We start from the raw sequence: 25,636 nt of genomic DNA on the forward strand, positions 1-25,636 counted from the left end.
TTAAAAATCATTAAAGCTATGATACTCCGGCATTTCAAAGTCGCCATCATCTGGGCGAACTAGTAAATCAATTACCGAGACATGTGCATCTAACGCAGCGGCAAATCCATCAATCTTTCGTGATTGAGATTGCTTAGTCGGTAGCCAATTATTGTTACGATCTTGCCGTAAGCGCACGTTATTCAGATACCATTTAAAAATTTTCTGATTATTAAAAACAACCTTACCATCCAATAGCAACTCTTTGAAGTTTTGAAGAGGCCCGCCAAGCGTGAAAAAACCCTGCCGAACTTTTTCAGTTTCAAATCCGGCTTCTTCAAGCTCTTTGTTCAACCTCAAAGCCTTAGCTGGATCAAATCGAATTTTCAAAATGTTATATTTATCTGACATAGTTTTAAACCAGTCAAGTACATAAGTATAATCAACATAATTTCCTGGAATAATCTCAATTTCGCCATTCTTCTTCCATTCCCGTATACGTTCAGGATTCTTATCTCTATCATAACGGGCCTGTGGAATCCACGATTTTTCCAACACAAAAATGGAACCATCTTCAAGCGGAAATTCTAAGCATGCTGATGTAAAGTCTTCAGTATCTGATAAATCATAGCCGCCTACACAATCTTTAAAATCAAGCGTATCTAAATCGATCACCCTTTCATTTAGTTTTAGAGTCTCTGGGGTGATGAAACTCATTTCGTCAGTTTCAGCAAAAATATTGAATTGTTTAGTTACCCAGTCTGCTAATTCACGAGGACTTTTACGATCTGTTTTGTAATCGTTGATCATATCAGCAATTTGCATCAAGCCAAAATTCGGATTGGCCTTAATCCATAGCCTAGGATCATTAGCCTCGTTCGGGTTATCCAGCTGCGCAAGATAATAAAAAGTTCGCTCATTAATATTGTCTTCATAATTAGACAATGTGTCTTGTCCTTGTTCTATGAAGTTAACTAAAGGACCGTCTAGTACAGAACCAGCAGTAGTTATATAGACTATTAAAGGCTGCTCACGCGTTCCACGTGAACGTTTCATGACATTAATCAGGGCATAGTCCTGATACTCATGAATTTCATCAAATACGCCAAAATGAAGATTTTCTCCATCTTTGTTATTTTTTTCAGCCGACATCGCGACAATTTTCCCATTGGTCTTAGGATACCTAATCTCAGATACATTCGGTACGAAGCGTTCTTTTAGCCAAGGTGACGCTTCAATCATAGCTTTAGACTCTTCATAAAGAATCCTAGACTGCTTTTGCGAATTGGCCAAAAAGTAAACATTTGGCCCATTTTCACCATCAAATCCGGCCATATACTCGGCTAATCCTGATTCAAGTGTCGTTTTTCCGTTCTTTCGACCAACAAATATTAATGACTCTCGAAAACGTCGCTTTCCAGTGGCTTTGCTTACCCATCCGAACATACAGCCGACAATGAAATGTTGCCACGGTTGCAATACGAGTTTGTCGAAGTCACCTTTAGATGGTTTACACTTGCTTTCAATAAACCGAATTGGACGCCAAGCCTTCTCCTCGTCAAATTTCCAAGGATAATTAGGATCATCTTGCCGTTTTAAATCATTCAGATGCCGCTTGGCCGCCAAAATATTCCATTTGGAAGCAACAATCGACCCTTCTACAACCAATTCAGCGTAAATAGTTGTCAGAATAACTGGAGACGCCTCCTGTAGAATCCCCCCCCATTCCTTTTGATCTTTAATATAGTTATCCGACCAAGCAACAATTCCTTGGTAATCAAAGTCAATCGGATTAGAATTAGAACTCTTCATCATCGTTTGACTCTCCCTGACTTCCTAAATTGATAGCCATTGACGCACGTGCGGTCGGTGTCAGTCCTAGCTGATTTGCCAACTTGTTCAGTAATTCGGCAGATTTTTGCTTTTCCCTAATTGCGGGGTTGATTTTTCCACCTATCATGATCCCATGCTTTTTAACCTGTGCCTTAAAGGATTTATAATCCATCAATGTGTCACAATAGATAGCTAAAATATTAATGTCGGCCTCGGTTAAAATATCAGTTGCTTCAAACAAAACCTTAATTCGATTAAACTCATTTTTTGCACCCGTAGAAAGCCATGGTGGGGCAAGAATGCTTTTATTAGATACCGATAGTTTAGATTCATTCTTTTGGCGTCGATAAAGTTCCTTTTTTGTTTTATTATTAGGGTTTCCCTCAAGTATATGAATCATCGCACTTTGCGCAGTTCTTGGCATAAAATCACTTTCTTTCCATCTGTTTTTAGTGCCGTGCGAATACTCTATTTTTTGATTAAAAAACTAATTTATAATTTTCCAAGGTGGTGTGTCCGCTCTTTAAAAAGCTGTCATACCAGCATTTTAACTAGGGGGGCTATACAAAAATTTTCGCACCCTCATAGTTCAGGATTTCTTTTGAATACAACAACGTTTTTATTTTTTCGAATCTTCTTCTTTGATTTAGAGTAGCCTTTTTCAAAGTGTTCTTTGTTGTGGCAAGCCATGCAAATAGTCTCAAGGTTGCCTAAATTCAGTCTCTTATTCCAATCATCTTTGATTGGAACAATATGATGAACCGTATTTCCTTGTTTAATAATCCCTTTACGCTTACATACTTGACATAAGTAGTGATCACGTATCAGTGCTAACTGCCTTACTGACTGCCAATCGCTTGAATGATAGAACTCGTTAGTCTTTGCGTCATGCTCATATCGTCTTACTCTTGGCATGATCATCACCACCTTTGTGTAAATTAAAAGCGCCATGCTTCTCAGCACGACACTCACGTTTTTTCTTGTCAGCCAACCAACGCTCTAAGTCACGATAGCAACGATTTTCTGTTGGGCTAACATAACCATACTCAGTGTGTCGCATGCAGCCACACTCCCAACACGATAATGAGTAGCACCATCAGCAGGCCTCCTTTCAAATAAAAAGAGCGGGCAATAATCCCACTCTAAAAAATTAGACGGCTTGTTCATCATCCCATTTAGATTCATCCCAATCAGTAACGATAATCTCGGTAACTTTATTTAAACTAGGGCCACCTAGTTTATATTTACAGAAATATGGTCTAGGAGATAGGAACATTTCCTTCCATTTATCTTCTGCATGAAGATCTTCACTAATTTTAAGCCGATAGCTTTGACCAACTTCAATTCGCTGAGTTGCAGATGAAAGCACTTCAATTCGACCGGCATTTGTATCGTAATTTCCAGAAGTAATTTTACCAACAATTTCAACTTGTTCATCCGAAGTGAACGTTGCAGACCCAAATAGATCTTTATCAGAATTATTTAAAGATACAACTTTGCTAGGCTGCTTAATGTCCTCTGCCTTATCTGAAAAATCAATACTAGTAACATCCGTGCCATCAATCTGTTGTGTCAATTCTTGCAAAGTAGGTTGAAGCCGCTCGGCTGTTGCGGGCAACCCTTGAGGCGCATAAATAACCACCTTCGAATTACCTTCTGCCTTTACATTAATTGCAGTTCCACCATCAGTATTTTGCCTAATATCCACAGATTTACCCTCCTTTTCCGCATTAAATTTGGCTCGCAGAAAATCGACCGATCCCTTAATTGACTCCCAAATAAACTCCCTGTTATCCACAACAAATGGGAGGGTCGGTAAAACTACTGAATTAAACCAAATTTCAAGATTTGAAATTAGCGAACCCTGTTCCCAGGACTGTAGTTTGATGTTGATGCTTTGTGCATCATTTTCAGTGAATCTTGATCTGTCATTAGCAACTAAATACGTTTTTTTGATTAAATTCTCCACATTTTGAAGTGATGTGATTACCGAATCTAAATTATAACCCTCGTCCGGATTAAGTGCTTTTCCGGAAACTCGTACTGAGATTTTAGAACTTCCTGTAAATTTGTTATCTGGCATACTCATCTTCCCCTTACCCAATTAATTAACCTAAGCATAACAAAACCCCAGCATCTCTGCTAGGGTCTGCGATGATAACGCATAATTGGGGGAAAGAAAGTTGTATCGAGATACTTATTTCACGCTACCATTGTATAACATTAATTCGGCTATTTGTGGACACTCATTCGGCGCGTTTTGGACATGTCATTGAGAGCATCGATACCAAAAATCATAATCGACAACTCATCGATTGCCTTACGTTCGTCACGGCGAATAGTCTTCTCATCAACACCGTATTGGTCGGCCAACTGAGTTCGCGTTAAGGGGCCATCAATCAGATACAGTTTCTTGATGACGTTGTAACGTCGTTCATCTTCTGCAATACCCGCCTTACAGATTTCACCGTAACGATCCAGAATGTGCGTTACAAACTCCATCATTTCTTTGGTACGCACCCGGTACCCTAATAACGAGTACAGACTGATTTCGTATTTCGATAGTGGCGTATCGTCATCCACAGTGGGCATGTCGATACTTAGGTGGTTCTCTAACAGCCTAAAGTGTTGAAGCAAGTCTTTTGTATTACGCAGCTCTTTTTCGCTCTCGGTCTCCGCAAAGTCGTTCCCTTTAGTAATCAGCTTATCGACAATCTTATCAATCGTACCGTCCGTTAGTTCAATCGCCATAAGCTACCCTCCCAGCATGCAAATTTCTTTGATCACTTCGTTGCACTCTTTTCCGGTTAAATGATGATAAGCCACCCGAATCGTGTTCGGCATTTTATTAACGTTCCGCGTCATCCAACTGATCGAGCGAATGATATCAGCGTCATGCTGTTCAAAGATGTTGACGAAGTAATTTTTGAAGGTTTCTTGGTCTTTAGTCATTTATAATCACCAGACTTTCTAAAGTCATCCATGTGCCCTCCTACATAAAATAAGAATCTTATCCCATCGTCAGCTCATGGATAACCTGATTACGTTCCTTAGCTGACAATTCGTTAATCGCATTGCGCTGGCTGTTGCTCAGCTTGGTAAAGTGATTGCCACACCAGACTAGCGCCTGCGCCACATCGCCACTATAGCTTGCCATTCCTTGCAGCACGTAATTGCGATACTCAATCTGTTCGTGCGTCATGCTGTGCCTCCAGCTTGCTAAATCGTTCCCAAGTTTTTCCATTATTAGTTATCTTGTCCGCGCTTGCATTCCAGTCTTACTTAAATCATTTGTAACTATATGAAGCCCGTATTCAGTAGCTAACTTGTCACATAAACAAGTAATTTCTTCAAAAACCATGTCTTTATCAAATCTATCCGAAAATTCTACAATAATGGTTTTATGATTGTTTCTATCCATGCTGTGCCTCCAATAGTTCTGGGTTCTCATGTATGTTGCCCTTTAATTCCATTTTTTGAACAGCATAGTAATTATCCGATTCTTCCGTCCACACATGTGGATCCCACATATTTTTTACTAGATATTTGTCATCCTGCACACAGCCTTCAATAGTCGCTTCAATGATATCGCCCTCGTAGATTTCCTTGCCATTGGCATCTTTTACTCCGGTATACTGCTCAACAACATCATCAGGATTATCTAGCTGAAAGATATCGCTCATAGAGTAGTTCAGAAGGCTATCCCATGATTCCATCCAGGATACTTTAGTATATTCATCAGGTGCTCTCCAAATACGAAACTTAATTTCTCTGCTCATTTGTCTTCCTCCATAATTAGTTTTGATAATATACTAGGTATTTTTTCAGACTCAATATGGTTTAACGGGCTTCTTACCCACTCGTTAACTTTAAAATACTTTTTGACCTGCTCACTGTGTGGCATCACATTCAAAGAAGAAAATCCCAAAAAATCGTCATTTTCATTTTGGCAAAAGAATACTTGTTTAACACCTCGGCTAAGCGAATCACCATAAACTACGGTTGCATTCATCCCTCTGATCAAAATGTTAAAAATCAAAAATGGAATTGCAGAATCTCCCAATTCTTCCACTTGGTAAAAATATTTAGACGGCAAGTAATCGAAAGGAGTTGTTTTCATCCTATCACTGTTCCATCTATTGATTAGAATCCCTCCGGTGCCAGCAGCCGGTTCAAAATAGGTGGATCCGTTATCAGCTAGTCTAACCATCAACTTTGAAACTGATAATGGCGTGAAATCCTGTTTCTTCTTTCCCCTGTCGCTTTGAACTTCTTGAAAATAATCCCGAAACCAGTCATCGGAAACATTGTGACTAATGTTAAGAAACTTCATAAACAATTTTTCTCTTTTGGACTTGTCCCATAATATTTTCATTAAAGCATCCGGAGCCTGATATGATTCTTCAACACCAATTAGCTCATTTACCTTATCAATGCTAAAACTGTTCACTTGTGTGCCTCCACATCTTTAACCTTGACGATAGTGACGCCGTCGTTCTGCATTACTAAGTCGCTTGCGCTTGATGGTGCTAAGCCCCATCACTGCTAACCGCCTGGTTACCCATTTATTATCATGCCCCATTAGACGACCAATTTTGCGTGCATTACGAACGCCATGATCCCAATAATATTTAATTTCAACTACATCGTCATGGCTAATAGTGGCGCTAATTGTTGGATGTTTAGTTTGTAGATCATCCTCATTACCAATCGCGGACTTTCTAAGCTTGCTTAATACCGGATTGTCTTCTGGCACTAGCGTAATATTGCCATATTGTTTTTCTAACTTATTTAAAGCCTCATAATCAAGCATTATTATCACCCTTCCGCTGTTGCGATATCAGGTCTATTCATCTATATCACCTCATCGACAAATACGATTAAAAATTACATTTCCACTCTGTCACCCATTTTTATGGGGTCTATTTCAGTTATTTTTTCTAGCATTGCGATTCATCATAGTGATTCACTCGGTAATCCTTGATACCAGTAAAGTCCATCGTGTGTCCCATGACATGAGCTGTAATTCGACTAACAACACGATCACCGTAGATACGTTTTAAATCGACGCCTACTGCTCGAAAACTCATTGTGCCGCCTTCTTCCGTGGCTTTTCCGGCTCTTTGGTTAACTCATCCATATGCCTGCGATAGGCTTTATTACACTTAGGACAAGGTTCAACCGTTACTCCAAATCCCAAATACGTGTAAACTCTACCTGTTCCACCACATACGTCACATTTTGCACTCATACGTTACGAACCCCTTTCATGCCGTCAAAAATCAGTTGCTGTTCTGGGTTATCTGGATATACGCGATCAATGAACTTTCCTTCATACATCTGTTTTAGCTGTCCTTTGGTGTTGTTGGTTGTAATGATGGTGATACCCTTAGCAGTGTTGTGGTTAAAATCAACTCTAGCGTTAGACACCCGATACATGATGTCTTGCAGATCCTTATGAACCGGTTTAATGTTGCCAGTCATACCGCCTTCTGTACCAAAATCATCTAGTACCAATACATCAACCTCAATCATTGAACGCGTTATGTTGATTAGTTTGGAACGGACTGAAGTGTCCTCATATTTGTCATTGACCATTCTTAGAAGCTCAGCAGTTGATACAAACATGCCACTACGTCCATGGCTCATCAGGTGTCCAACATAGCTAGTGCTAAAGACGTTTTACCAACGCCACGATCACCCATCATAGCCACATTGAAGTTTTGGTTTTCTAATTGCTTAGCCAACACGAATGCTTTTTTGCCTAGCGATTTAGCTAAGTGTGGATTGTCCTGTTTAGCAATATCCCAGTTGCCAAACGAGAATTTGAGCGGTATGTTGCCGGACCAAACCGAGTAGCTATAGTACCGGGCCATTTTGTCCCGTTTCAATTGTTGAGCTGCTTGTTCGGCCGTCTTACGATCTAATTCTTTCTTAGTGGGTAAGTGGTTCAGGTCAACATGGTGGGCATTGGCTAGCCGCTGAATATATCCCTGGTCAAAAGTAACGTGCTCCATGTTAGCCTCCCGTCCAATACTCGCGGCCCTCATGTTTTTGTTCAGTCGATACTTGATACTCATCATCAAACCGGCCGTTGAACCATGTTGATCCATCCATAGGGCGATACCAATCTTTATTTTGAGCAATATATTGCTTGTACAATTTTAGCTGAGTGAAAAGATAATCGTTGGAATGCTTTGCTGATTTTTTACGCCAAGCTTTGTAATGGTTAAAAGCTTGCTTCTTTCCCTTTTTGTTGGGATAAGCTGACCAGATTTCCTCAAAGTCAGACTCAATTGAGGAATGTGCAGCGACAGCTGCACTATTCTCTTTTGTAATCTCTGTAGTAGTCTCTGGTAGTCTATTGGTATTGGTAGACCCATTTTGGGCCGTTCCATCGACCCATTTTGGTCCATTCGTCGGCCCATTTTGGGTCGACGGTCGGCTCATGTCCAATTTACTGTAATCAATGCGATACCATTTGGTTCTATCGAAACCGGCCTTATTATAATTTGCCGTAATAAGGTAGCCATCTTTCTCCAACCCAGTTACTGCACGCTTAAGCGTATTTAATCCCCAAAAGGGAAATTGCTTATTCCAATTAGGAAAGCTGTTGTAAATCCACTTATAGCCGTCCCGTATATTGTTTGAGCGCTGCAACCAGTAATGAAATTGCTGAAGAACGATTGCCTCATTCAATCCAACTTTGACTGCTAACGACGGTAAAACCTGTAACGGTGGCTCACTAATTAATAGATTTCCCATTTGTTTCACCTCGGTAATTTCCTCTAACTCCAATTTTTCTCAACGTTTCTTCGTCCAACCTGATCCCAGTAACTGGAATGTGATACTTCTTGCCAAACGCTGTCGGCCCGATTTTGTGCCATTCTGTATGGTGCTCACGACACAAACAGTTAACTCGTAGTTGCGTATGGTCAAGATTATTCCGATCGCGGCCAGATCCAACTGTATCAACGTGGTTAATATCCGAACGTTCACGGCCACACACCATGCACCGACGATGGCGGCAACACTGATATTGGTAATACTCTTGCTCTCTCGGTAGCAATTCATAGCCTTGTTTGAACGGTACACGCCACGTAAACATGAAGTCGATAACTAGGTCGAGTAACACGTTAGCGTCGCTCACAGACGATTCTGTCGTGTCTGACAGGCTAATCTCATTACCGTTGGTATACTCACGATATTGGCCATAAAACATTGCTTTCAGGAAGTCTTGTGGCACCACGAAGCAATCGGCAATATCATTTAGCAGGGCAAAGAATAGACGCCGTTGTTGTGGCCTAGCTTTGCGTGTATCGGCTAGTTCCCAATCCAGGTAAAGTTGGTCACGTGAACTGCTAACGGTCTCGATATGGTCTAAATTTGGCTTTTGGTCAAGCTCAACTAACAAGTATGACTTGCCATTACGCTCAAAGTATTTTGATCGTGACCGCTGCATTTAATCACCTCAAATCAGAACGGTAACGAATCATCGGTAATGTCGACTGAGCCACCGTTATTAGCAAACGGATCACTTGTATTATTTTGCGGCCGATTATTTTGATAACTACCGTTACCAGTAGAGCTTTTTGATTCCAAGAACGAGAAATTCTCAACAATAACTTCTGTGACGTATACGCGTTGGCCTTGCTGATTTTCATAGTTACGTGTTTGAATACGGCCTTCAATACCGACCAGGGATCCTTTGTGGAAGAAGTTAGCAAAGTTTTCTGCCGACTTACGCCAGATAACACAACTAACAAAATCAGCTTCGCGCTCACCTTGTTGGTTGGTGAACCGCCGATCAACGGCCAGATTGAAAGTAGCTACAGCAGCACCGCCTTGCGTATACCGCAATTCCACATCACGGGTTAGTCGTCCAGTCAAAACTACTCGATTAATCATTTGAATTCCCCTTCTCACTTTGTTTTTTTAATTGAGCAGTCACTAAGCTGATCAGTTGGTTAGCACCATCATGCGTCAAATCGTTGACCTGGCTAACATTGAATTTTTCCAGATAACCGTTTCTAACAGCTTCAATTGGGGCGCTTGCTGCCTTACTCATTGCCTCAAACAATCCATTAAGTGTTGTGGCCTGCTGTTTAGTTACAGGCAGGGGTTGACGATTGTTTTGTTGTGTCCCGTTATTTCTATGAGCTGGTTGTTGTGCCGTACGGTTGTTAGGAGCCGCTTTAGTTGCTTGTTGTCCATCGTCATCTTTAGACGCGGATACGCCGAACGCTGCTGATAAGCTATATCGTCGTGCATAAGTTTCAGCAGAGCCGAATGCCTGCGCGTCTTTACGCTGTACTGGCATGCTAAGCGGATTGTAAATAATGTACTCGCCACTAGCATCAAACAGCATAGTCGTAATATAGACACCATTAGGATCGCTAGTCGCTTCCTGCGTATAGCCTAACGACTCTGGCAATGCCCTATCTACTGCAGCGGTTAAGTCTTCCAAAGTCACATAATTCCCATAATGGCTTTTTCCGTCTTTACTTGGCTGTGCTTTGAGTAAATTCTTACGGAATTGTGCCATGCTGGTGGCCAAATTTTTAATTGATTCGCTTTTTTCCATGACTTCCTCCTAATTAATTCTCCTTATCAACCAGTTCAATTCTGATACCTAATTGCTTGGCTCCAGCCCATACCTGTCCGAGAGCTTTGTGCGTCCCAGTCAGCTTGACTGTGATCGTTTGTGGTACAACTTCGCCGGTATCTGTGTCGATGGTTTCATCACCCTGTTTAACCTGGTGAGTGGCATCAATGGCCGCTTGTGCCTCCTTAGCCGCCTTGGCCTTTTCAGCCTTTTGCTGACGTTCCTTATCGCGCTTAGTAGCTGCTGCATCCATCTCAGCCAGAATGTCAGAAACGGGTTCTCCCTTGCTAATCAGCGCCGCCCAGCCGCTTGATTCCAGTTCTAATTGATCTGCGTACATGCGCACGGTCTGGATATCGGTGGCCCGTTGATTGCGATCCTTGCGCAATTGCGTCATGGCTTCGGCAATCTGCTCCAGCAGCTTTTTGTGGCTGAGTGACTTAAGCAGCCACCCCGGTTGCACTTCAATATCCGTCACGGAAACCCCATAGTTAGGCGCCATCTCTGCGATTTCAGCCTTGACCGAGTCATACCGTGCTTGACGCTCTTGTGTCTCAACTTCTTCAATCTTGCTATCAAGCGGATCAAGAAGATTTTTGACCTTATCGCCTAGTCCTTTCATGAGATCGTCGAATTCGGCCATAGGCTTTTTGTATTGACGATCCGTCTCTAGCCGCTTATCGTTGATTGACTTAGCAATCTTGTTGATGTTGGCCCGCATTTTCTTCGTGTCGGCCACATTATCCGTTGTTACTACAAAGTCTTGGCCATACTTAGTTACTACCCCGTTTACAGCCATTTCAAGCTGCTCTAGGTTGTTAATCTTGATTGGGGTAGGATTGACCTCAATACTTGGTTCAAATGCTATAAGCTCGTTTGTAGCCATTTATTCTTCCGCCTCCAAATTGGGTGACCAAGCAACAAGCTCGTCGCTGATGCTGTATAGCCGATCAATCTCATCATTGCTAAGCCGATCATTCTCGGCCACCAGTAACTCTTCCTTGGCCTCATCGAGTAACTCGAACCCGCGCCGCAATGGTCCAACTTCACTGAGTGGCATTTGACCAATCATTTCGGTCAAAAAATTAACCCGATGTCTAAAGCTCACAACTGATTTTTCACTTAATAATCTGTTTGCATTCATTCGCTTATCCTTTCGTGGTATAATTCACCTGAAATATATTTGTTCGAGTCAGCTACTTGCGATAGCTGGCTTTTTTCGTGCTGTGAAATAATCGCCACAACCAACTGTGACGCTTGGCCTTAAAAACCAAGTCACTATAAGTTCGCGTGTGAATCATGCACTACACCTCCTCATCTTCAATCGGTTCTTCGATTTCAACATTCTTGATGCCGTAAGCAATAAATTTGTCAACGATTGCTGTTAAGCGCCGTTACAATGGCTAATGTCGCCTGAGCAATAGCCGGTCGCTGGGCTGGGGTTGCCCCATCAGTCACTGAGTCCAGACTTTCAAGTTGTCGAATTAGATACTTTTTGTAATCATCATGCATTGTTAATTCCTCCTATTAAGTTGTTCTAGCACTGCCGCCAGAACGAAAATTAAGATCAGTACCAGCATCACTGATTAGCGAGTTGCCAGTTGTCGGCAACCACCACGGCGTATTCGTTGCACTGGTACAAGAAGTTAAGCGCATCACATCGTTCTTGCGCTGCACTTTTAGTCCTGTACCAGCGACCATCATTTTCGGTGATTGTGGTTCCGCTATGGCTAAAGCGAACGCATGTATAAATTTTGGGGATCATGAGTTTAGCCATTCAAATCACGCTTTCTAATCTGAACACCGTCGATAAAAATAGCCAAATTACTTTCTTGAACTCGGCGGCTACATAGAACTTGCTCAACAACCTGCCGTTTATATTGTTTTTTCCACTTGGTAAAATCAGTTGGAAAAAGTTAGCATCGTATGCCCACAGTCTTAACTCATCGTCCGTTGTGTTAATATCATCAACAACCAAGTTGTCCTGGTAAGGTTTGTCACCAACCTCAAAGCCAGCGGCAAACTTAGCTAAAATTTCGGCTTTAGTCATCAGAATCACCAACCTCTCGTGGCAATTCATAGAGCCCGTATTGTTGAGCTAACTCGCTGGTAAACTTAAAACTGTAACGTCGCTTAATGTACGCCGGGGCCTTAATACCACAGATGGCAAGATTACCCTTTTTATCGATACAGTAATGACTCACACCGTATTCGGATGGTTGGAACTTTCCGGGAACCGGGATCATGAATTTAATCATCCTAATCACCATCCTTGACCATCTCAAACCTTGGATCAGCTCTGTTAAATGGTGGTAAATAAGGCGCGTACTCAGTATTGTTTTTCCGCAAGGCTTCATACTCCGATTTTGTGAAACTCGTTTGATATTCATCGGTTTCGGTATCGTTGCTTAAAATTAAGCCTCCGGTATAACGACTAACATTTAACCAATTAGAATAGTCACGCCATACCTTTACCATAAATCGTGGTTCATCTCGCCGTTCAGCGAGTGGTGTCACAATGTAGTCCATTACCACATCCAACAGTTCGTCGATAGCATCCGCGTTCAATTTTTCCAGCTCAACGTGCCGAGTGTCCAATGAGTATGGCTCCGTTCTGCTAATCCACATGATTGGATCGTTTGCTGGTGTTTTACGCACCGTGTACATGTCATCCGCCGTTGTGAATGCATAGCCCTGTTCTTTAAGCGCCGATAGTAATTCTTTATCCTTCATTAACTTTTCCTCCTTAAACTAATCAAACCAATCGTGTGGATGGTGGATCATGCTGTTAAGCAAGTAACCCGCTCCCACACAAACCACCGTCCAGCTAAACCATTGCCAGATTTCAGTTAACATCTAATCACCCTTTCAAGTCGCCTGCTCTGCACTTATTTAAATTTCTTGGTGATTTTTGATCCATTCCCGCACCGCTGGCCGGGAATATTTTTTTCGGCTTCCAACCATGATGTGGGGGAAGTCCTTTTGAAGTAAAACCTTGTCCGCCGTATCAGGTGATACAGCCAAGACTTCGGCTGCCATCTCTTCGCGGTTTAATAGTCGGTCGTCGATGGTCGTGATTTGCTTACCATCTTCGACACCTTTGAGATATGCCTGCTGAAACAGGTCGTGCAATTCCGCTTCGAATGACATGTGATCACCTGCCTACCGATTAGTATCAATCAGCTTTAAACCAGCTTCGGTGTATAACCACTGCGCAACTTCCTTATCAGAGTGTTGCGATTTACTGTTTGACCAGCGACCGTATTCGTTTTGACCGGGCTGTTCAGCCTTCAAACCAATTCGATTTGCAATTCGGCCAACCATATTGGCTGAGATACCTAATTGCTCACCAACTTGCCCCGCCGAAAACTCTTTGTCCTTCATGATTGGGATCGTCATTTCGCCGGTGATGGATTCGGCTGCACGAGCCAAAATTGATTGCTGAGATGAATGAGATTCAGTCTTCATTGCAATTCGGTAAAGTGCATTAGCTTGATGTGTCTTGGCCTTAGTCATTTCGATCTCCGCCTGCTTCACGGGATCAATTTTTTCCATTGGTAATCCAATGAGAGTCTCTTCCATGGCATTGAAAGCATCGATGTACTTGAGCTTGAATTGAAGTGCCTTGTCCCCTGTGAAACCCATTGCTAACAAGGTAAATCCGTCGCGGTTCATGTAATACATTGGATATTGCTTACCACGATTCTCATAAGCACCTGTGGCAAACATCTCGCGGCTCAATTTTGAGCCACCAGATTCCAGTAGCTTATCAATGTCTCTCATGATATTTTTGTGTTCCTTCTCAAACGTTTCAGCTACCTGCAAGCTACTGGTAACTGCTTGTTTGTCTTTCATGATTACTAAATCATTCATGGTTAATCCTCCTGAATTCCTAAAATCTTTGCCATTTGTGAACGAATCCGTCTTGATTTGGGCTCATTACCACCTTTGACGGCCCTGTTAACTTGCGATGGTGCCACTTTTTCTTCCTGAGTAGTAAGTAACGCTGCCATGGCTTTTTGAGATAATCCATGACGCTTTAGTGCAGTCACATATTGCAATTCGATTTCCAATGCGGCTTTATCAATTGTTTGTTCTGGCATTTTTACTCCCCCCTTTCGTAATTTATTACGGTATAATTTAGATAGTCCAATTAATCGAGGTGAATCTAAATGAAGCATGCAATCTCTGAAAAAACAATTACGTCTGCTTTAAAAGAGTCCGGTGTACAAATCGATGAAAAACTTGTATCTGCCCTATACGCCCTTTTCAATAACGAACAATTTACAAGTACGCTAAGTGATGTCGTCATTGAAAACATTGATCAACGCCGTTCAAACACACCTAAACTAATGGCCGCTGGTAAGAAAGCAACTTCAATTATCAAGCTCTAGTTTCTTAGTGCTTTCCGTATAATTCGGAGGGCACTTTTTGTTTAAGTGCTTCGTTTATGATGATTTCAGTAGAACTATCAGTATCGTTTTCGGTTGTGGCGATGATTCCGCTGATCATTCGTGCTTCTTCAAATGTTTGGGCTCGACTTAATGCAAACGTTGCAATGGCACGACATCTTTTTTCTGAATCGTACTTTTGCTTTAGAGATAAAACATCTTCATCTTGGCTAAGCCGTTCGTACATTTGTTTCAAATTAATAGCATTAAAATTTCCAATCATATTTTTGCTTCCTTTCCGTAATTTATTAATGAATAAGTTAATCAACTCTGCTATAATTGATCTGTTTACTAGACTTGCCCACTCGATTAGCAATAATCGACCTGAATCGGGTGAATTCAAGGAAAACCTAAACTGATTTATCAGCACGGCAACCCTGAGCCAAGCACAACACGTTTCAAAGAGTTGTGAAGGTGCAACGCATAGGTGGTGACTGACATCAATAATCCACACGAGCGCCCGACAGCCTTTAACTAAGGTTGAAAAGATATGCTGAGCTAGTTAGAAATTTCTAGAAACCTAGGTTTAAATACCTTGGTGATAACACTATACTGACATCTGCACTGATGAACGCTGTTTCCAAGAACAACGATCTGATCAAGGGCTTTAATAAGACTTCAATTATGAAAGAAGCTGATGTAATGAAGAATGCAACGATCGATACATCAGCTCTCTCTGCATTCAAGAACACTTCTAAACTTATTAATAATTCTGGTGCATTTGGTAAATATCTAGTAAACAATTTGGTCATCTCTTATGAGATGACTTTTTTAATTTCACTTCCCTTCCGTAATTTATTCATCAAGTTATTGCATTTTTTACAGCAATGCTGTAAAATAAGTGCATACGAAATAAGCTATAAAATCCCTATACTTCAACCGTTCTTCACCAAAGTTACGTTATGAAGCTGTTGGTTTTTTGTTGCTTAATTACTTGATGAATCTATAATACCATAGGTGTAAAAAATATCAACACCTTTTACACCTTAGCTGTTATTTTTGTGTTCATCAAACCAAGGAGACCGTTGCTATGTCAGTGTTTGACAACATAAAAAAATATTCCAAAAATCGTGGTATGAACTTACAACAAGTCGCTGTCTCGGCTGGACTAAGCAAAAATGTTATTTACCAATATAACAAGGGAAAGAGTCCTTCCATCGATACACTAAAAAAGATTGCGAACGTACTAGGCGTTTCCGCTGAGACCTTATTAGGTAGTCAAGATGAATCAAAGTCTACTACAAATGATGTTCAAAAAGTCAACATAGAAGAGCTTCTAGACGGAACCGCTATGTTGACTGACCGTGATGGTGAATTAACTGATTCAGACCGTGCCGCCCTTCGTGCACTTATCTCCACATACCTACAATCTACTGAAGGCCGTGAACGGCTTAAGAAGTACAGTAATATGGAGCTAGACGATAGTGGTGAGAACGGGGACGATTAATATATGCTATTTGACACGTTAAGTGAGGCACTTGCTGATATTGATTCCTTACAAAATTACAATCTGGATCAGCTGATTAAGCATTATGGAATCAGTTTCCAATATTCTTCCAGTTTGCCAAATCGCGTATATGGTTTTTCTCTCCCTTACACCAACACCATGTTCATCAACTCAAATACTGAGTATCCAGAACGAATTAAGGCTCATGAATTAATCCACTGTTTAGTTGACGATTCGGCTAACCCACTTATTGAAAGCACCTATGTTAGCAATACGAAGATTGAAGGCCGTGCAGATCGTGGCGGCTTTTATCTAATGATAATGGATTATCTTAACCTGGCTGGTATAGAATCGTCCCAATTTAATATTTTAAAATTTTGTGAACAATACCACGTACCTGAAAAATACGTTTATACCGCAGGACTTGTGGCTAATCAAGTTCTAGATATTTCACTTGATGACGATGATTTCATTGCAAACTAGTCTACGCCCAACAGACTGATCGGCGCAAAAAAGAGCTCAAAGGTTGTTGCCAGTTCAAGTAAGAAAACTTCGGCTAATCAGGAAGTAACCAATGGTAGTCCTGAAAAAGTTGGTCAATGGAAATATATGTCCGATTTTGATGCTAATGGAACTTTGAAAAAAGTTACAACTCTCAACAAACAAGCTAAACAAGGTGATCTTACAGTTACTTTTTCTAATATTAAAATATACAGTATGAAGCCTAAAAATGCCGATGCCAAAAAGATAGCAACCACATATTTTGGCGCATCTGGTGTTAATGATCCTTACTTTGTAGTTCAGATTAATTGGACGGCCAAAAATAATGGTTCTAAAGAAGTTCAAACTAATGGAATCGACAGCGTTGTTACTAATACCGGCCAACAACTAAACGCAAACGCTGGTTTACAGGATTCCGGTATTGGCTCAACCATTCAACCTAACGCCACATCCGATTTTGAAGCTAACGGTTTACTTAAAGGCGCAACTGATAAAAATATTAGTAAGTTAACCGTTAAACTAAGTAATACAGCTAACACCGATACTTATGAAGAAGTATCCCCTGCAATTAGTAACATTGTCCTGAGTTTTAAATAACTGCCCCATCTCCCACTCTGGTGACGCGTGTGCCAGTCCAATTCTGGCGGTGGGAATAGATACAAAAAATAAAGTGCTTAAATTAGAAAGAAGTGAATTTGTTGGAGGATTTATCAAAGCGGTTAGTTAATAAAAGTGTTGAAGCGTTTATTATGGGCATTGAAATATTTAATAAGCCAACAATAAAATATCGAATTGAAGGCTTTAGCTTTTTTATATGTAACGCTTGGGAGTTAATGTTAAAGGCTTATTTAATCAATTCAAAAGGTGAGCAATCGATATACTTTAAAAATCACCCAGATAGAACTATTTCACTTGAGGAAACAATAAAAAAGATCTTTACTAATGATAAAGATCCGTTAAGAATAAACTTAGAAAAAATTGTCGAGTTAAGAAATACAAGTACTCATTTTGTTACAGAAGATTATGAATCCATCTATGCCCCACTATTTCAAGCGTGTGTTATTAACTATGCAAATAAAATAAACGAGCTTCATAACATTGATGTAACTAACTTTATTGCAAACAACTTTTTAAGCTTAAATCTAAGGGTAGATAAGCTATCAGACGTTGAGATCAGAGCAAAATATACTCCAGAAGTTGCTGAACGATTAATTATGCAAAGAAATAAAATTGCAGGAGAAGTTGAAGAACAGAACGAGTCTTTTGCAATTCCCGTTAAGACCACTTTTTTTATTACTAAAAATGAAAAAGATGCAGATTTAAAAGTCCAAATCGATAACAAAGCAGATCCAAAAATTCAAATTGTTAAAGAAATCAAGGATCCTAATTCTACTCATCCTTTAACAAATGCAAGAGTTATAGCACTCGTCAATAAAAGATTGAAAAAGGATAAAATATTAATTACAAAGAAATATAAGGATGGATCGCAAACTGTAAAGTTCACAACAAACGATTTTCAACTATTCAACAAATTCTATAACATCAAATCAAAACCCAAATACACTTACCATATAACAATTGGCAACCGATATTCATATTCTACTAAAGTCGTAGACTTTATTATAGAGGAAATAAAAAAAGATCCTGAACATATTATTCAGAATCTTAAGACTGGAATTAATATCAAAAAATAAAAAAGATAACCCCAGGGGCAAAGGAATTCTAAGCCTTACGCCTACTCCCATTCGGGAACCCAGCCATGTCCATCACAAGTTATCTTAAGTACATTTTATACCGTAGTTACCGCTACGGTCAACTATAATTATCTAAAAAAACACATCGCCCTCCCGCCAAGAAAGTCGATGTGTGATTAAAAAAGGAGATTAAACAGTTGGAAGCATTAAAGCATTGTCTAAATTGTGGAAAAGAGTGTCAACCAGAACTAGGAAAAAACGAATTTTGCATCTATTGTGGTGCACCACTCATAAATACGTGTACAAATAATCATTGCGATAATTCAACAATTTCTATATCAATTGAAGCGGTCCATTGTCCCCTTTGCGGATCCCAAACAGTTTTTAAATCATATGGATTGGTATCGGAACCCGAAAATGCTAAAGAAATGGATATAGACGATAGCCTTCCGTTCTAATGAGTATTCTATACATCGATGAGGCAGGGACACCTCAAAAACGTGTAATTCCTAAAACTGACCCAAATGACGGAAATCCTAATTATTTTATCATGTGCGGCCTTTTAGTTGATAATGAAGAATTGGAGTCTTTATTTACTGACTACACAAATATCAAAAAGTTGTACTTAAAGGATACACAAATTGAACTGAAATCAAATCTAAAAAGTTGTCCTTCAGACAAGAACTAGAATCTGCGCAAGATCGCGCTGCATTAAAAGCCAGCCTCCAAAGTGATGTTTATCATTTGATAGCGTCCAGCAATGTAAAATTATTTGGTGCTCAGATAAATAAAGTTGATTTGTTTGGTCGACAAATTGTCGAAAGCAAAGATGACGTTTATCAATTAGGCTTTGAAACAATCCTCACAGAACTGGCTACATTTATTAATACCACCCGGCACAGTTCCAAAATAATTACTATGATTGATAGTATGGGGAAAACGCACGATCGAAAAATATACAATTCCTACCAAGATGCACTGAATTCAAAAGCTGAAAATTTGAAAGTTTTCAATCGTACAAACTTTTCACCTACAATTAACTTTGCAGATTCAGAATTCACCTTTGGTCTTCAGTTAGTTGACTTTACAGTTGGTGCACTTTGGCGAGCCGTTGAACATCAAGACAAAGAGTGGTCGACATTAATCAAGAAAAATTTTCCACAAAATAACTCAGGCGAAATCTTTGATTATTCATATTGTTTTTGTGGTAGCTAAAAAAAGCCGGGTGCATTCACATGCCATTACCAGGTTTTTGACCCTAGACCCTGCCTTCAGTACCATCATATACGATTTAATAATCTTGGTCAAATAAAAAAACGTACCCCTCCCCGCCAAGTTTGGAATACGTTCAAATACATATACAGGCGAAGTACGCCCTTTTTACTATCATACCTGAAAGGAGGTGATGCCACAATCCTTTATGTTGCCTGCTCTGCGCATTAAAGGAGAAAATTAAATTATGGCAAGTATTACTAAACGTGGTAACTCATGGCGTGTTCGAGTTGGATACCTCACTCAAGATGGCACTCGTGACTTTGAGACCGCAACGTTCAAGAAGAAAAAGGATGCCGTTGCTTGGGCTAGTGATCTAGAGGGACTACTCCAAACTGGGTACGTCCCCCATTCCAAGGACTACACCCTAGCCGATTATTACGATGAGTGGTATTCAACTTACAAGGAGCCAGTTATCCGTAATGGCACCAAACGAAACTACGTATCGACTGGTAAGTTGATTCGCAAGTACTTCGGCGCCATGCCGATTGCAGATGTTACCCGGATGGAGTATCAAAAGTTTCTCAATACAATTGGTGAGACCAGGGCTAAACAGACCTGTCACGCTATCAGCATCACTATCCGAGCGGTAGTTAAAAGTGCCCTTGCTGACGGTGCTATTAACCGTGATTTTACTGTCAACACGGTAGCGTCAGGTCGTCCAAGTAAACCAGCCTCAGAGAAGTATCTGGAGCTCCATGATGCTAATAAATTAACAGCTAAGGTCATCGAGATACTGAACTCACCCGAACCCGACTTTCGGGCCATGTCGATTCTGATTGCGATTAAAACCGGCGCCCGTTTAGCGGAGGTCTCTGGATTGACTTGGAAAGATGTTGATTTCCACGAGCGTACCATCAACATCAACAAAACTTTCACTCGTGATTTATCTGCCCCATTCGGTCCAACTAAGAACCGACAATCGACTCGGATCATTGACGTGGATAATCAACTCATTGAGCAACTCAAAAAGTATCGTCCACGCCAGCAATTGATGTTTTGGCAAGCGCTTCGGCAAAACGAACTTAATCTGATTTGTAGCTCCCCCACCTACTCTGCTTCGTGGGGCAACTCCATTGAAGATTATCTGCGGTCCATCTTGAAAGACGCTGAGATCACCAAGAAGATCACCTACCATGGTCTAAGACACACTCACGCTTCATTTTTGCTTGGTAGGGGCGTTTCAATCCCGTATGTGTCTCAACGACTAGGCATAAAAATCCAAACGTTACGATGCGAGTTTACGCCCATCTGCTTCAGGCCGACCAGCATGTGGAAGCTGCTAAAGCGGTCAATGCATTAGCTCAACTTGGGTAATGCGAAAAATATTATAAATTTGTCGCTTACATTTTTAGGCCTAAAATAAGGCCAAATGGTCACAGATGGTCACACGAGTTTCGTTTTAGTTAGTTTTAATTGATTTTATCAAGAACGAGAATCCTATTATACCGGGATTTTCGTTCTAATTCGTTCCAGTTAGTTTTATATCAACGGAATAGCAAAATTAAAAATGAATTGAAAGCACCTTTTTAAATAAGTATTCAAAACATATTGAATATCAATTTAGTGATCACAATTCGACAGTCGTTTTATTCACTAACAATCCCACCCTAGGCCAATTTCTACCCTAACGTTATTATTTTCATAAAAATTCATCTTAAAATGGATAACGTCCTAACCAATACTCGGTAATCGGTGGTTAAAATTGATGAGCTTCACAGAATTCAACTGGCTTAACGGCCCTTGTGCATCATTGGTTAGAATTATTTTATTAATCATGGTGTCTTATAATGAGGATGGATTATTGCTGTCACTTGTGTCCAGCGTAAGTGTGCGGAGCGAGGCGGGTTGAGAGCAGTGTGCAAGGTAACATCGGTGAAGGCGCCCGGGCCTGGCGGGTTTACCGATGTTGCCTTGCATGCAGCTCTCAGTCTCGTGCAGAACTATTCGGCGTGGTGGCCAGAAAGCACGTGGTTGACAAGTTCCTGCAATGTCAGGAGCCCTGGGAATGACAGTTTAAGTGGCGCCGAATTTTGTAGCCTGAACGAGCGCTTTTCAACGCGGCTTTGGCGAGCGAAGCGACGACAAACAGCCTTCCCCCCAAATCGCACCCAACACTTACGCTGGACACAAACGACAACAAAAAAGCGAACCAGCCCAAGCCAGTTCGCTTTCGTAAGTTCAATCTTAAATTACATTTCGTTAGGTGCTTCAACGCCCAATAGACGCAGTGCTTCCTTCAAAACAGTTGAGACACTCTTAACCAAAGCCAAACGCGCTGGCTTTTCAGCATCGTCAGCCAAAATCTTAGAATGTGCATAGTACTTGTTGAAGGCTTTTGCCAAACGAATCGAGTATTTGGCGATGTCAGATGGTTCGAATTCCTTCAAGGCAGTGACAACCGTATCTGGGAAGTCAGCCAAAGCCTTAACCGTTTCCCAAGCTTCTGGGTCGGATAACTTCGCGCCGGTTTCTGGAATCGTCACGTCGCTAGCCTTCCGCAAGATGCTTTCTGCCCGGGCGTGTGCATATTGAACGTATGGGCCAGTTTCACCTTCGAACTTCAATTGATCAGCCAAGTTAAAGTCGATACTGTTCATCCGTTCATTCTTCAAATCGCCAAAGATAATAGCACCGACCCCAACTTGTTTCGCAACTTCGTCCTTGTTAGGTAAATCAGGGTTCTTTTCGGCAATTTGCTTCTTGGCCATTTCGATGGAATCATCCAACACTTCGTCCAACAAGATGATCCGGCCTGAACGAGTTGACAACTTCTTACCATCTACGGTGATCAAACCAAATGGAATGTGGTGTAAGTCCTTAGCTGAAGCTAAGCCCATTTCAGTCAATACGGCCTTCAATTGCTTGAAGTAGTACATTTGTTCTGAACCAACAACGTAGAGGTTCATGGCTGGGTGATAAGTCTTATCACGGTATACGGCCGTTGCAATATCCCGTGTAATGTAAAGGGAAGCACCGTCACTCTTCAAGATCAAGGCTGGGTTCAAGTCGTATTTGCTCAAATCAACCACTTGGGCACCTTGTGATTCGTGAAGTAAGTCCTTTGCCTTTAATTCATCAACAACGGCTTGCATCTTATCGTTGTAGAACGCTTCACCATTGTAAGTGTCAAACTTAACCCCCAACTTGTCGTAAATGGCGTTGAAGGCTTCAATGATTCTTCACGGAACCAAGCCCAAAGGTGGTGTGCTTCTTCGTCGCCATCTTCCAACTTTTTGAACCATTCACGGGCTTCGTCATCCAATTCTGGGTGCTCAACGTCTTCTTTATGGAACTTAACATAGTATTTGACCAAGTTTGAAATTGGGTCCTTCTTAACGTCTTCTTCGTTGCCCCACTTCAGGTAGGCGGTGATCAACTTCCCAAATTGCGTTCCCCAGTCACCCAAGTGATTATCCTTGATTGGGTTGTAACCGTTCTTCTTCAGAATCTCAGCAATCGAGTTCCCAATAACGGTTGACCGCAAGTGCCCCATTGAGATTGGCTTGGCAATGTTAGGTGATGACATGTCAATTGGCACGTTACCGTTGTTGCCGTTTTCGTTTTGACCGTAATCGGCACCTTCAGTTAACACTTGAGTTAAAATGTCAGCACTAAAGTTCGCCTTGTCCAAGAAGAAGTTTACGTAAGGGCCGGCAACTTCCACCTTGTCAAACTGAGTCGTATCGATTTGATCAACGATGTCCGCAGCAATTTGTTGTGGGGCCTTCTTGAAGATCTTGGCTAAGGTAAAGGCTGGAAAGGCGTAATCACCCTTAGCTGAGTCCTTAGGCCGTTCAATTTTTTGGTAAATATCAGTAACTGACAAACTATCTGCCAGCGCTGGTGCTAACGTATCCGCAACGAGTTGTTTGTAATCCATGTTTGCGCTCCTATTCATAATTGACATTTTCTGTATCGACGACGTGGGCATAAAAAAAGTCCCTTCTCCACAATGATCCATTGTAAGAGACGAGACGACCCGCGGTACCACTCTTGTTGATATAACTATCCACTCAAGGCTATTCAACTAAACGCTCTACAAAGCGCGCCTTGCGTTGCCCATCACCTGGCTTCCACCTGCCAGATTCGCTACTCATGGTTCTCCACACAATTCCTCTTTGATCATTGAACGACGACTACCCAGGGTAATCTCACTTTTAGTAGTTTATAACAGCTGTCCCGAAGTTACAAGTCCCGCTAAGATTAAAATTTTCTCATAAATACAGCGATTTGCCGCCATTAATTGACATTAACTGTCAAGCTCATTAAAATTAGGTGTTATTCCGATTGGAAAGGATCTTTGAAATGAGTGATAGAAAGAAACATGCCAATCTATTTTTACGCAAAGATATCAAAACTGACATCTTTAAGAAAACTGGGTTGGAAAAGTCGTTAACTGCTTTTAGTTTGATTACGATGGGCGTAGGGGCCATCGTTGGTGCGGGGATCTTTATCACCCCGGGGATCATTGCTGCCAAATACACTGGTCCTGGCGCCTTTCTCGCCTTCATCTTAGCCGCGGTTGTTTGTTCGCTGGCGGCACTGTGTTATTCGGAATTTTCATCAACAATTCCCTTAGCTGGTAGTGCGTATACATACATATATGCAGTATTCGGCGAATTTATCGCCTGGATACTGGGTTGGGCATTAGTCTCAGAATACTTATTCTCAGTGTCAGCGGTGGCTGCGAGTTGGTCATCGTACTTCCAAAACATCTTAGCGGGCTTTCATCTCTACTTACCAGAGGCCCTTCGAGCGGCCTATGGCACGGCGGGGATGCCCCACGCGTTCTTTGACCTACCAGCATTTGTGATCATCATGATCATTTCGTTCTTGCTAATCGGTGGGGTTCGTGAATCCGCTCGAATCAACGCCATCATGGTCATCTTAAAAATCGTGGTGATCATTTTATTCATTATCGTGGGTGTCTTCTATGTCCGTCCCGAAAACTACAATCCCTTCTTACCATTTGGGATGAAGGGTGTCGTTTCCGGTGCGGCGGTTGCCTTTTACGCCTATATCGGGTTTGACGCGGTCTCAACGGCTGCCGAAGAAGTTAAGAACCCGCAACGCAACGTGCCAATCGGCATCATCGGCTCCCTTTTACTGGCAACAGCGCTTTACATTGCACTCTCGGTTGTTTTAGTTGGGATCGTTAAATACACCCACTTAAACGTTGCCGATCCCGTTGCCTATGCGCTTCATTTTATTCACCAAGACTGGGTTTCTGGGATTGTTTCGCTTGGGGCCGTCATTGGGATGACCACCGTTTTGATCGTCTTTCTTTACGGTGGAACCCGGTTGGTCTTTGCCATCAGCCGTGACGGTTTGATGCCTAAATTATTCAGTCAATTGAACCCTAAAACCCACGTTCCGGTCACCAACACTTGGTTATTTGGGATTTTAGGGAGTGTCTTTGCCTGCATTATCCCTATCGACAAAATCACGGAATTGGTTAACATCGGGACCCTCTTCGCTTTTGCGATGGTCTCCATTGGGATCGTCTTTCTTCGGCGCAATCCTGAATTTAGCCAACTTGATTCTGCCTTCCGAGTACCGTTCTACCCGGTATTGCCCATCATTTCATTTATCTTGTGTGTCATTTTAATGTTGGAACTAAAGGCCTTCACTTGGATTGCCTTCTTCATCTGGTTGATCATCGGATTGATCTTCTACTTTAGCTATGGCTACCGCCACAGTGTGGTTCGAAAACGGCATCAGGAACAAGATTAAGAGCTATGAAACCCTCGAAGTTTTTCGGGGGTTTTTTACTGTCGCTTGTGTCCAGCGTAAGTGTGCTTAGTTTGTGAAATGATTCTGGTTTTGTATAGTGGAAGGATGCCGCGGGAGG

Annotated in this window: 37 protein-coding genes and 1 pseudogene; 9 read left to right on the top strand and 29 right to left on the bottom strand. The window is 41.4% G+C overall.

Features of this window, described 5'->3' with window-relative positions:
- The 27 genes from JCM2765_RS04310 to JCM2765_RS04425 all read right to left on the bottom strand — a co-directional run bounded on the left by JCM2765_RS04310 (position 1) and on the right by JCM2765_RS04425 (position 14,520).
- A complete protein-coding gene (locus JCM2765_RS04310) occupies positions 1-1,794 on the bottom strand; it encodes a terminase large subunit (RefSeq protein ID WP_054734152.1) in 1,794 nt (597 codons plus the stop codon).
- Positions 1,778-2,236, bottom strand: a complete 459-nt coding sequence (locus JCM2765_RS04315; RefSeq protein ID WP_054734154.1) for a phage terminase small subunit P27 family — start codon at positions 2,234-2,236, stop codon at positions 1,778-1,780. Before JCM2765_RS04315 ends, JCM2765_RS04310 begins: the two co-directional genes overlap by 17 nt.
- A 158-nt stretch (positions 2,237-2,394) precedes the next feature.
- Positions 2,395-2,727: an HNH endonuclease gene (locus JCM2765_RS04320; protein ID WP_156301670.1), complete on the bottom strand. Its 333-nt coding sequence runs from the start codon at positions 2,725-2,727 to the stop codon at positions 2,395-2,397.
- A 235-nt stretch (positions 2,728-2,962) separates the two neighbouring features.
- Positions 2,963-3,895 carry a hypothetical protein gene (locus JCM2765_RS04325; RefSeq protein WP_054734159.1) on the bottom strand — a complete coding sequence of 311 codons (933 nt, stop codon included), beginning with the start codon at positions 3,893-3,895 and terminating at the stop codon, positions 2,963-2,965.
- A 149-nt stretch (positions 3,896-4,044) separates the two neighbouring features.
- Complete coding sequence (locus tag JCM2765_RS04330) at positions 4,045-4,563, bottom strand: hypothetical protein (RefSeq protein ID WP_054734163.1); 519 nt, start codon at positions 4,561-4,563, stop codon at positions 4,045-4,047.
- Between the two features lie 3 nt (positions 4,564-4,566).
- The gene (locus JCM2765_RS04335; protein WP_054734166.1) at positions 4,567-4,764 is read right to left on the bottom strand and encodes a hypothetical protein; all 198 of its coding nucleotides are present in this window, start codon (positions 4,762-4,764) and stop codon (positions 4,567-4,569) included.
- A 58-nt stretch (positions 4,765-4,822) separates the two neighbouring features.
- A complete protein-coding gene (locus JCM2765_RS04340; protein WP_054734169.1) occupies positions 4,823-5,014 on the bottom strand; it encodes a hypothetical protein in 192 nt (63 codons plus the stop codon).
- A gap of 48 nt (positions 5,015-5,062) precedes the next feature.
- The gene (locus JCM2765_RS17025; protein ID WP_156301671.1) at positions 5,063-5,233 is read right to left on the bottom strand and encodes a hypothetical protein; all 171 of its coding nucleotides are present in this window, start codon (positions 5,231-5,233) and stop codon (positions 5,063-5,065) included.
- Entirely contained in the window at positions 5,226-5,591 is a 366-nt protein-coding gene (locus tag JCM2765_RS04345; RefSeq protein WP_054734171.1) for a YopX family protein, read from the bottom strand. Before JCM2765_RS04345 ends, JCM2765_RS17025 begins: the two co-directional genes overlap by 8 nt.
- Complete coding sequence (locus tag JCM2765_RS04350) at positions 5,588-6,262, bottom strand: N-6 DNA methylase (protein ID WP_054734174.1); 675 nt, start codon at positions 6,260-6,262, stop codon at positions 5,588-5,590. The genes JCM2765_RS04345 and JCM2765_RS04350 overlap by 4 nt, the downstream gene beginning before the upstream one ends.
- Positions 6,263-6,280: 18 nt before the next feature.
- Positions 6,281-6,625: a hypothetical protein gene (locus JCM2765_RS04355; protein WP_054734177.1), complete on the bottom strand. Its 345-nt coding sequence runs from the start codon at positions 6,623-6,625 to the stop codon at positions 6,281-6,283.
- 127 nt (positions 6,626-6,752) lie between these two features.
- Positions 6,753-6,902, bottom strand: a complete 150-nt coding sequence (locus JCM2765_RS17030) for a hypothetical protein (protein ID WP_156301672.1) — start codon at positions 6,900-6,902, stop codon at positions 6,753-6,755.
- 157 nt (positions 6,903-7,059) lie between these two features.
- On the bottom strand, positions 7,060-7,329 hold the full coding sequence (locus JCM2765_RS17885; protein WP_225351964.1) for a hypothetical protein: 270 nt from the start codon (positions 7,327-7,329) through the stop codon (positions 7,060-7,062).
- 131 nt (positions 7,330-7,460) lie between these two features.
- Positions 7,461-7,829, bottom strand: coding sequence for a hypothetical protein (locus JCM2765_RS17890; RefSeq protein WP_225351965.1), 369 nt, complete (start codon positions 7,827-7,829; stop codon positions 7,461-7,463).
- Between the two features lies 1 nt (position 7,830).
- A complete protein-coding gene (locus JCM2765_RS04365; protein ID WP_057152353.1) occupies positions 7,831-8,577 on the bottom strand; it encodes a hypothetical protein in 747 nt (248 codons plus the stop codon).
- The gene (locus JCM2765_RS04370) at positions 8,558-9,274 is read right to left on the bottom strand and encodes a putative HNHc nuclease (protein ID WP_054734182.1); all 717 of its coding nucleotides are present in this window, start codon (positions 9,272-9,274) and stop codon (positions 8,558-8,560) included. Before JCM2765_RS04370 ends, JCM2765_RS04365 begins: the two co-directional genes overlap by 20 nt.
- Before the next feature lie 14 nt (positions 9,275-9,288).
- The gene (ssb, locus tag JCM2765_RS04375; RefSeq protein WP_054734184.1) at positions 9,289-9,720 is read right to left on the bottom strand and encodes a single-stranded DNA-binding protein; all 432 of its coding nucleotides are present in this window, start codon (positions 9,718-9,720) and stop codon (positions 9,289-9,291) included.
- Positions 9,713-10,396, bottom strand: a complete 684-nt coding sequence (locus JCM2765_RS04380; RefSeq protein WP_054734187.1) for an ERF family protein — start codon at positions 10,394-10,396, stop codon at positions 9,713-9,715. The genes ssb and JCM2765_RS04380 overlap by 8 nt, the downstream gene beginning before the upstream one ends.
- Before the next feature lie 13 nt (positions 10,397-10,409).
- Positions 10,410-11,303, bottom strand: coding sequence for a DUF1351 domain-containing protein (locus JCM2765_RS04385; protein ID WP_054734190.1), 894 nt, complete (start codon positions 11,301-11,303; stop codon positions 10,410-10,412).
- A complete protein-coding gene (locus JCM2765_RS04390) occupies positions 11,304-11,498 on the bottom strand; it encodes a hypothetical protein (protein WP_156301673.1) in 195 nt (64 codons plus the stop codon).
- Between the two features lie 290 nt (positions 11,499-11,788).
- Entirely contained in the window at positions 11,789-11,929 is a 141-nt protein-coding gene (locus tag JCM2765_RS17035) for a hypothetical protein (protein WP_156301674.1), read from the bottom strand.
- A gap of 265 nt (positions 11,930-12,194) precedes the next feature.
- A complete protein-coding gene (locus JCM2765_RS04400) occupies positions 12,195-12,467 on the bottom strand; it encodes a hypothetical protein (RefSeq protein ID WP_054734198.1) in 273 nt (90 codons plus the stop codon).
- Positions 12,460-12,675 (bottom strand): hypothetical protein, encoded by a 216-nt coding sequence (locus JCM2765_RS04405; protein ID WP_054734201.1) that lies wholly within the window; start codon positions 12,673-12,675, stop codon positions 12,460-12,462. The genes JCM2765_RS04400 and JCM2765_RS04405 overlap by 8 nt, the downstream gene beginning before the upstream one ends.
- Position 12,676: 1 nt before the next feature.
- Entirely contained in the window at positions 12,677-13,150 is a 474-nt protein-coding gene (locus JCM2765_RS04410) for a hypothetical protein (RefSeq protein WP_054734204.1), read from the bottom strand.
- 159 nt (positions 13,151-13,309) lie between these two features.
- Positions 13,310-13,567 carry a DNA-binding protein gene (locus tag JCM2765_RS04415; RefSeq protein WP_054734207.1) on the bottom strand — a complete coding sequence of 86 codons (258 nt, stop codon included), beginning with the start codon at positions 13,565-13,567 and terminating at the stop codon, positions 13,310-13,312.
- Between the two features lie 12 nt (positions 13,568-13,579).
- Positions 13,580-14,290 (bottom strand): Rha family transcriptional regulator, encoded by a 711-nt coding sequence (locus JCM2765_RS04420; protein ID WP_054734210.1) that lies wholly within the window; start codon positions 14,288-14,290, stop codon positions 13,580-13,582.
- 2 nt (positions 14,291-14,292) lie between these two features.
- On the bottom strand, positions 14,293-14,520 hold the full coding sequence (locus tag JCM2765_RS04425) for a hypothetical protein (protein WP_054734213.1): 228 nt from the start codon (positions 14,518-14,520) through the stop codon (positions 14,293-14,295).
- 69 nt (positions 14,521-14,589) lie between these two features.
- On the opposite strand from JCM2765_RS04425, the gene JCM2765_RS04430 reads away from it, so the two are divergent.
- A complete protein-coding gene (locus JCM2765_RS04430) occupies positions 14,590-14,811 on the top strand; it encodes a hypothetical protein (RefSeq protein ID WP_054734216.1) in 222 nt (73 codons plus the stop codon).
- Positions 14,812-14,815: 4 nt separating this feature from the next.
- Here the strand turns inward: JCM2765_RS04430 and JCM2765_RS04435 are convergent, their stop codons facing one another.
- Positions 14,816-15,091 (bottom strand): hypothetical protein, encoded by a 276-nt coding sequence (locus JCM2765_RS04435; RefSeq protein WP_024525100.1) that lies wholly within the window; start codon positions 15,089-15,091, stop codon positions 14,816-14,818.
- 807 nt (positions 15,092-15,898) lie between these two features.
- On the opposite strand from JCM2765_RS04435, the gene JCM2765_RS04445 reads away from it, so the two are divergent.
- From JCM2765_RS04445 to JCM2765_RS04470, 7 genes are all read left to right on the top strand, one after another.
- Complete coding sequence (locus JCM2765_RS04445) at positions 15,899-16,315, top strand: helix-turn-helix domain-containing protein (protein ID WP_054734222.1); 417 nt, start codon at positions 15,899-15,901, stop codon at positions 16,313-16,315.
- Between the two features lie 3 nt (positions 16,316-16,318).
- Entirely contained in the window at positions 16,319-16,798 is a 480-nt protein-coding gene (locus tag JCM2765_RS04450; protein ID WP_054734224.1) for a hypothetical protein, read from the top strand.
- A gap of 126 nt (positions 16,799-16,924) precedes the next feature.
- Positions 16,925-17,413, top strand: coding sequence for a hypothetical protein (locus JCM2765_RS04455; protein WP_054734230.1), 489 nt, complete (start codon positions 16,925-16,927; stop codon positions 17,411-17,413).
- Between the two features lie 101 nt (positions 17,414-17,514).
- Positions 17,515-18,510, top strand: a complete 996-nt coding sequence (locus JCM2765_RS04460) for a DUF3644 domain-containing protein (RefSeq protein WP_054734233.1) — start codon at positions 17,515-17,517, stop codon at positions 18,508-18,510.
- 457 nt (positions 18,511-18,967) lie between these two features.
- The gene (locus JCM2765_RS18975) at positions 18,968-19,198 is read left to right on the top strand and encodes a DUF3800 domain-containing protein (RefSeq protein WP_156301675.1); all 231 of its coding nucleotides are present in this window, start codon (positions 18,968-18,970) and stop codon (positions 19,196-19,198) included.
- Positions 19,177-19,725 carry a DUF3800 domain-containing protein gene (locus JCM2765_RS04465; protein WP_054734235.1) on the top strand — a complete coding sequence of 183 codons (549 nt, stop codon included), beginning with the start codon at positions 19,177-19,179 and terminating at the stop codon, positions 19,723-19,725. Before JCM2765_RS18975 ends, JCM2765_RS04465 begins: the two co-directional genes overlap by 22 nt.
- Positions 19,726-19,969: 244 nt before the next feature.
- Positions 19,970-21,085 carry a site-specific integrase gene (locus JCM2765_RS04470; RefSeq protein WP_054734238.1) on the top strand — a complete coding sequence of 372 codons (1,116 nt, stop codon included), beginning with the start codon at positions 19,970-19,972 and terminating at the stop codon, positions 21,083-21,085.
- An 889-nt stretch (positions 21,086-21,974) separates the two neighbouring features.
- On the opposite strand, the pseudogene argS reads toward JCM2765_RS04470, so the two are convergent.
- Positions 21,975-23,665: pseudogene (argS, locus tag JCM2765_RS04475) on the bottom strand (arginine--tRNA ligase).
- Between the two features lie 425 nt (positions 23,666-24,090).
- Here argS and JCM2765_RS04480 point away from each other — a divergent pair.
- Positions 24,091-25,518, top strand: a complete 1,428-nt coding sequence (locus JCM2765_RS04480; protein ID WP_054734243.1) for an APC family permease — start codon at positions 24,091-24,093, stop codon at positions 25,516-25,518.
- Positions 25,519-25,636 lie beyond the last annotated feature (118 nt).

The organism is Secundilactobacillus similis DSM 23365 = JCM 2765 (assembly GCF_001311075.1).
Lineage (GTDB): Bacteria > Bacillota > Bacilli > Lactobacillales > Lactobacillaceae > Secundilactobacillus > Secundilactobacillus similis.

Excerpts from the sequence above, each read along its gene's own strand:
- JCM2765_RS04450 (WP_054734224.1), top strand. The coding sequence starts at position 16,319 with ATGCTATTTGACACGTTAAGTGAGGCACTTGCTGATATTGATTCCTTA.
- JCM2765_RS04480 (WP_054734243.1), top strand. The coding sequence starts at position 24,091 with ATGAGTGATAGAAAGAAACATGCCAATCTATTTTTACGCAAAGATATC.
- JCM2765_RS04365 (WP_057152353.1), bottom strand. The coding sequence starts at position 8,577 with ATGGGAAATCTATTAATTAGTGAGCCACCGTTACAGGTTTTACCGTCG.
- JCM2765_RS04340 (WP_054734169.1), bottom strand. The coding sequence starts at position 5,014 with ATGACGCACGAACAGATTGAGTATCGCAATTACGTGCTGCAAGGAATG.
- JCM2765_RS04420 (WP_054734210.1), bottom strand. The coding sequence starts at position 14,290 with ATGAATGATTTAGTAATCATGAAAGACAAACAAGCAGTTACCAGTAGC.
- JCM2765_RS04435 (WP_024525100.1), bottom strand. The coding sequence starts at position 15,091 with ATGATTGGAAATTTTAATGCTATTAATTTGAAACAAATGTACGAACGG.
- JCM2765_RS04455 (WP_054734230.1), top strand. The coding sequence starts at position 16,925 with ATGTCCGATTTTGATGCTAATGGAACTTTGAAAAAAGTTACAACTCTC.
- JCM2765_RS17035 (WP_156301674.1), bottom strand. The coding sequence starts at position 11,929 with ATGCATGATGATTACAAAAAGTATCTAATTCGACAACTTGAAAGTCTG.
- JCM2765_RS04405 (WP_054734201.1), bottom strand. The coding sequence starts at position 12,675 with ATGATTAAATTCATGATCCCGGTTCCCGGAAAGTTCCAACCATCCGAA.
- JCM2765_RS04315 (WP_054734154.1), bottom strand. The coding sequence starts at position 2,236 with ATGCCAAGAACTGCGCAAAGTGCGATGATTCATATACTTGAGGGAAAC.
- JCM2765_RS04445 (WP_054734222.1), top strand. The coding sequence starts at position 15,899 with ATGTCAGTGTTTGACAACATAAAAAAATATTCCAAAAATCGTGGTATG.
- JCM2765_RS04330 (WP_054734163.1), bottom strand. The coding sequence starts at position 4,563 with ATGGCGATTGAACTAACGGACGGTACGATTGATAAGATTGTCGATAAG.
- JCM2765_RS17030 (WP_156301672.1), bottom strand. The coding sequence starts at position 6,902 with ATGAGTTTTCGAGCAGTAGGCGTCGATTTAAAACGTATCTACGGTGAT.
- JCM2765_RS17025 (WP_156301671.1), bottom strand. The coding sequence starts at position 5,233 with ATGGATAGAAACAATCATAAAACCATTATTGTAGAATTTTCGGATAGA.
- JCM2765_RS04310 (WP_054734152.1), bottom strand. The coding sequence starts at position 1,794 with ATGATGAAGAGTTCTAATTCTAATCCGATTGACTTTGATTACCAAGGA.
- JCM2765_RS04380 (WP_054734187.1), bottom strand. The coding sequence starts at position 10,396 with ATGGAAAAAAGCGAATCAATTAAAAATTTGGCCACCAGCATGGCACAA.
- JCM2765_RS04415 (WP_054734207.1), bottom strand. The coding sequence starts at position 13,567 with ATGTCATTCGAAGCGGAATTGCACGACCTGTTTCAGCAGGCATATCTC.
- JCM2765_RS04385 (WP_054734190.1), bottom strand. The coding sequence starts at position 11,303 with ATGGCTACAAACGAGCTTATAGCATTTGAACCAAGTATTGAGGTCAAT.
- JCM2765_RS04400 (WP_054734198.1), bottom strand. The coding sequence starts at position 12,467 with ATGACTAAAGCCGAAATTTTAGCTAAGTTTGCCGCTGGCTTTGAGGTT.
- JCM2765_RS18975 (WP_156301675.1), top strand. The coding sequence starts at position 18,968 with ATGAGTATTCTATACATCGATGAGGCAGGGACACCTCAAAAACGTGTA.
- JCM2765_RS04335 (WP_054734166.1), bottom strand. The coding sequence starts at position 4,764 with ATGACTAAAGACCAAGAAACCTTCAAAAATTACTTCGTCAACATCTTT.
- JCM2765_RS04345 (WP_054734171.1), bottom strand. The coding sequence starts at position 5,591 with ATGAGCAGAGAAATTAAGTTTCGTATTTGGAGAGCACCTGATGAATAT.
- JCM2765_RS04325 (WP_054734159.1), bottom strand. The coding sequence starts at position 3,895 with ATGCCAGATAACAAATTTACAGGAAGTTCTAAAATCTCAGTACGAGTT.
- JCM2765_RS04355 (WP_054734177.1), bottom strand. The coding sequence starts at position 6,625 with ATGCTTGATTATGAGGCTTTAAATAAGTTAGAAAAACAATATGGCAAT.
- ssb (WP_054734184.1), bottom strand. The coding sequence starts at position 9,720 with ATGATTAATCGAGTAGTTTTGACTGGACGACTAACCCGTGATGTGGAA.
- JCM2765_RS04430 (WP_054734216.1), top strand. The coding sequence starts at position 14,590 with ATGAAGCATGCAATCTCTGAAAAAACAATTACGTCTGCTTTAAAAGAG.
- JCM2765_RS04470 (WP_054734238.1), top strand. The coding sequence starts at position 19,970 with ATGGCAAGTATTACTAAACGTGGTAACTCATGGCGTGTTCGAGTTGGA.
- JCM2765_RS04370 (WP_054734182.1), bottom strand. The coding sequence starts at position 9,274 with ATGCAGCGGTCACGATCAAAATACTTTGAGCGTAATGGCAAGTCATAC.
- JCM2765_RS04410 (WP_054734204.1), bottom strand. The coding sequence starts at position 13,150 with ATGAAGGATAAAGAATTACTATCGGCGCTTAAAGAACAGGGCTATGCA.
- JCM2765_RS04425 (WP_054734213.1), bottom strand. The coding sequence starts at position 14,520 with ATGCCAGAACAAACAATTGATAAAGCCGCATTGGAAATCGAATTGCAA.
- JCM2765_RS17890 (WP_225351965.1), bottom strand. The coding sequence starts at position 7,829 with ATGGAGCACGTTACTTTTGACCAGGGATATATTCAGCGGCTAGCCAAT.
- JCM2765_RS04320 (WP_156301670.1), bottom strand. The coding sequence starts at position 2,727 with ATGCCAAGAGTAAGACGATATGAGCATGACGCAAAGACTAACGAGTTC.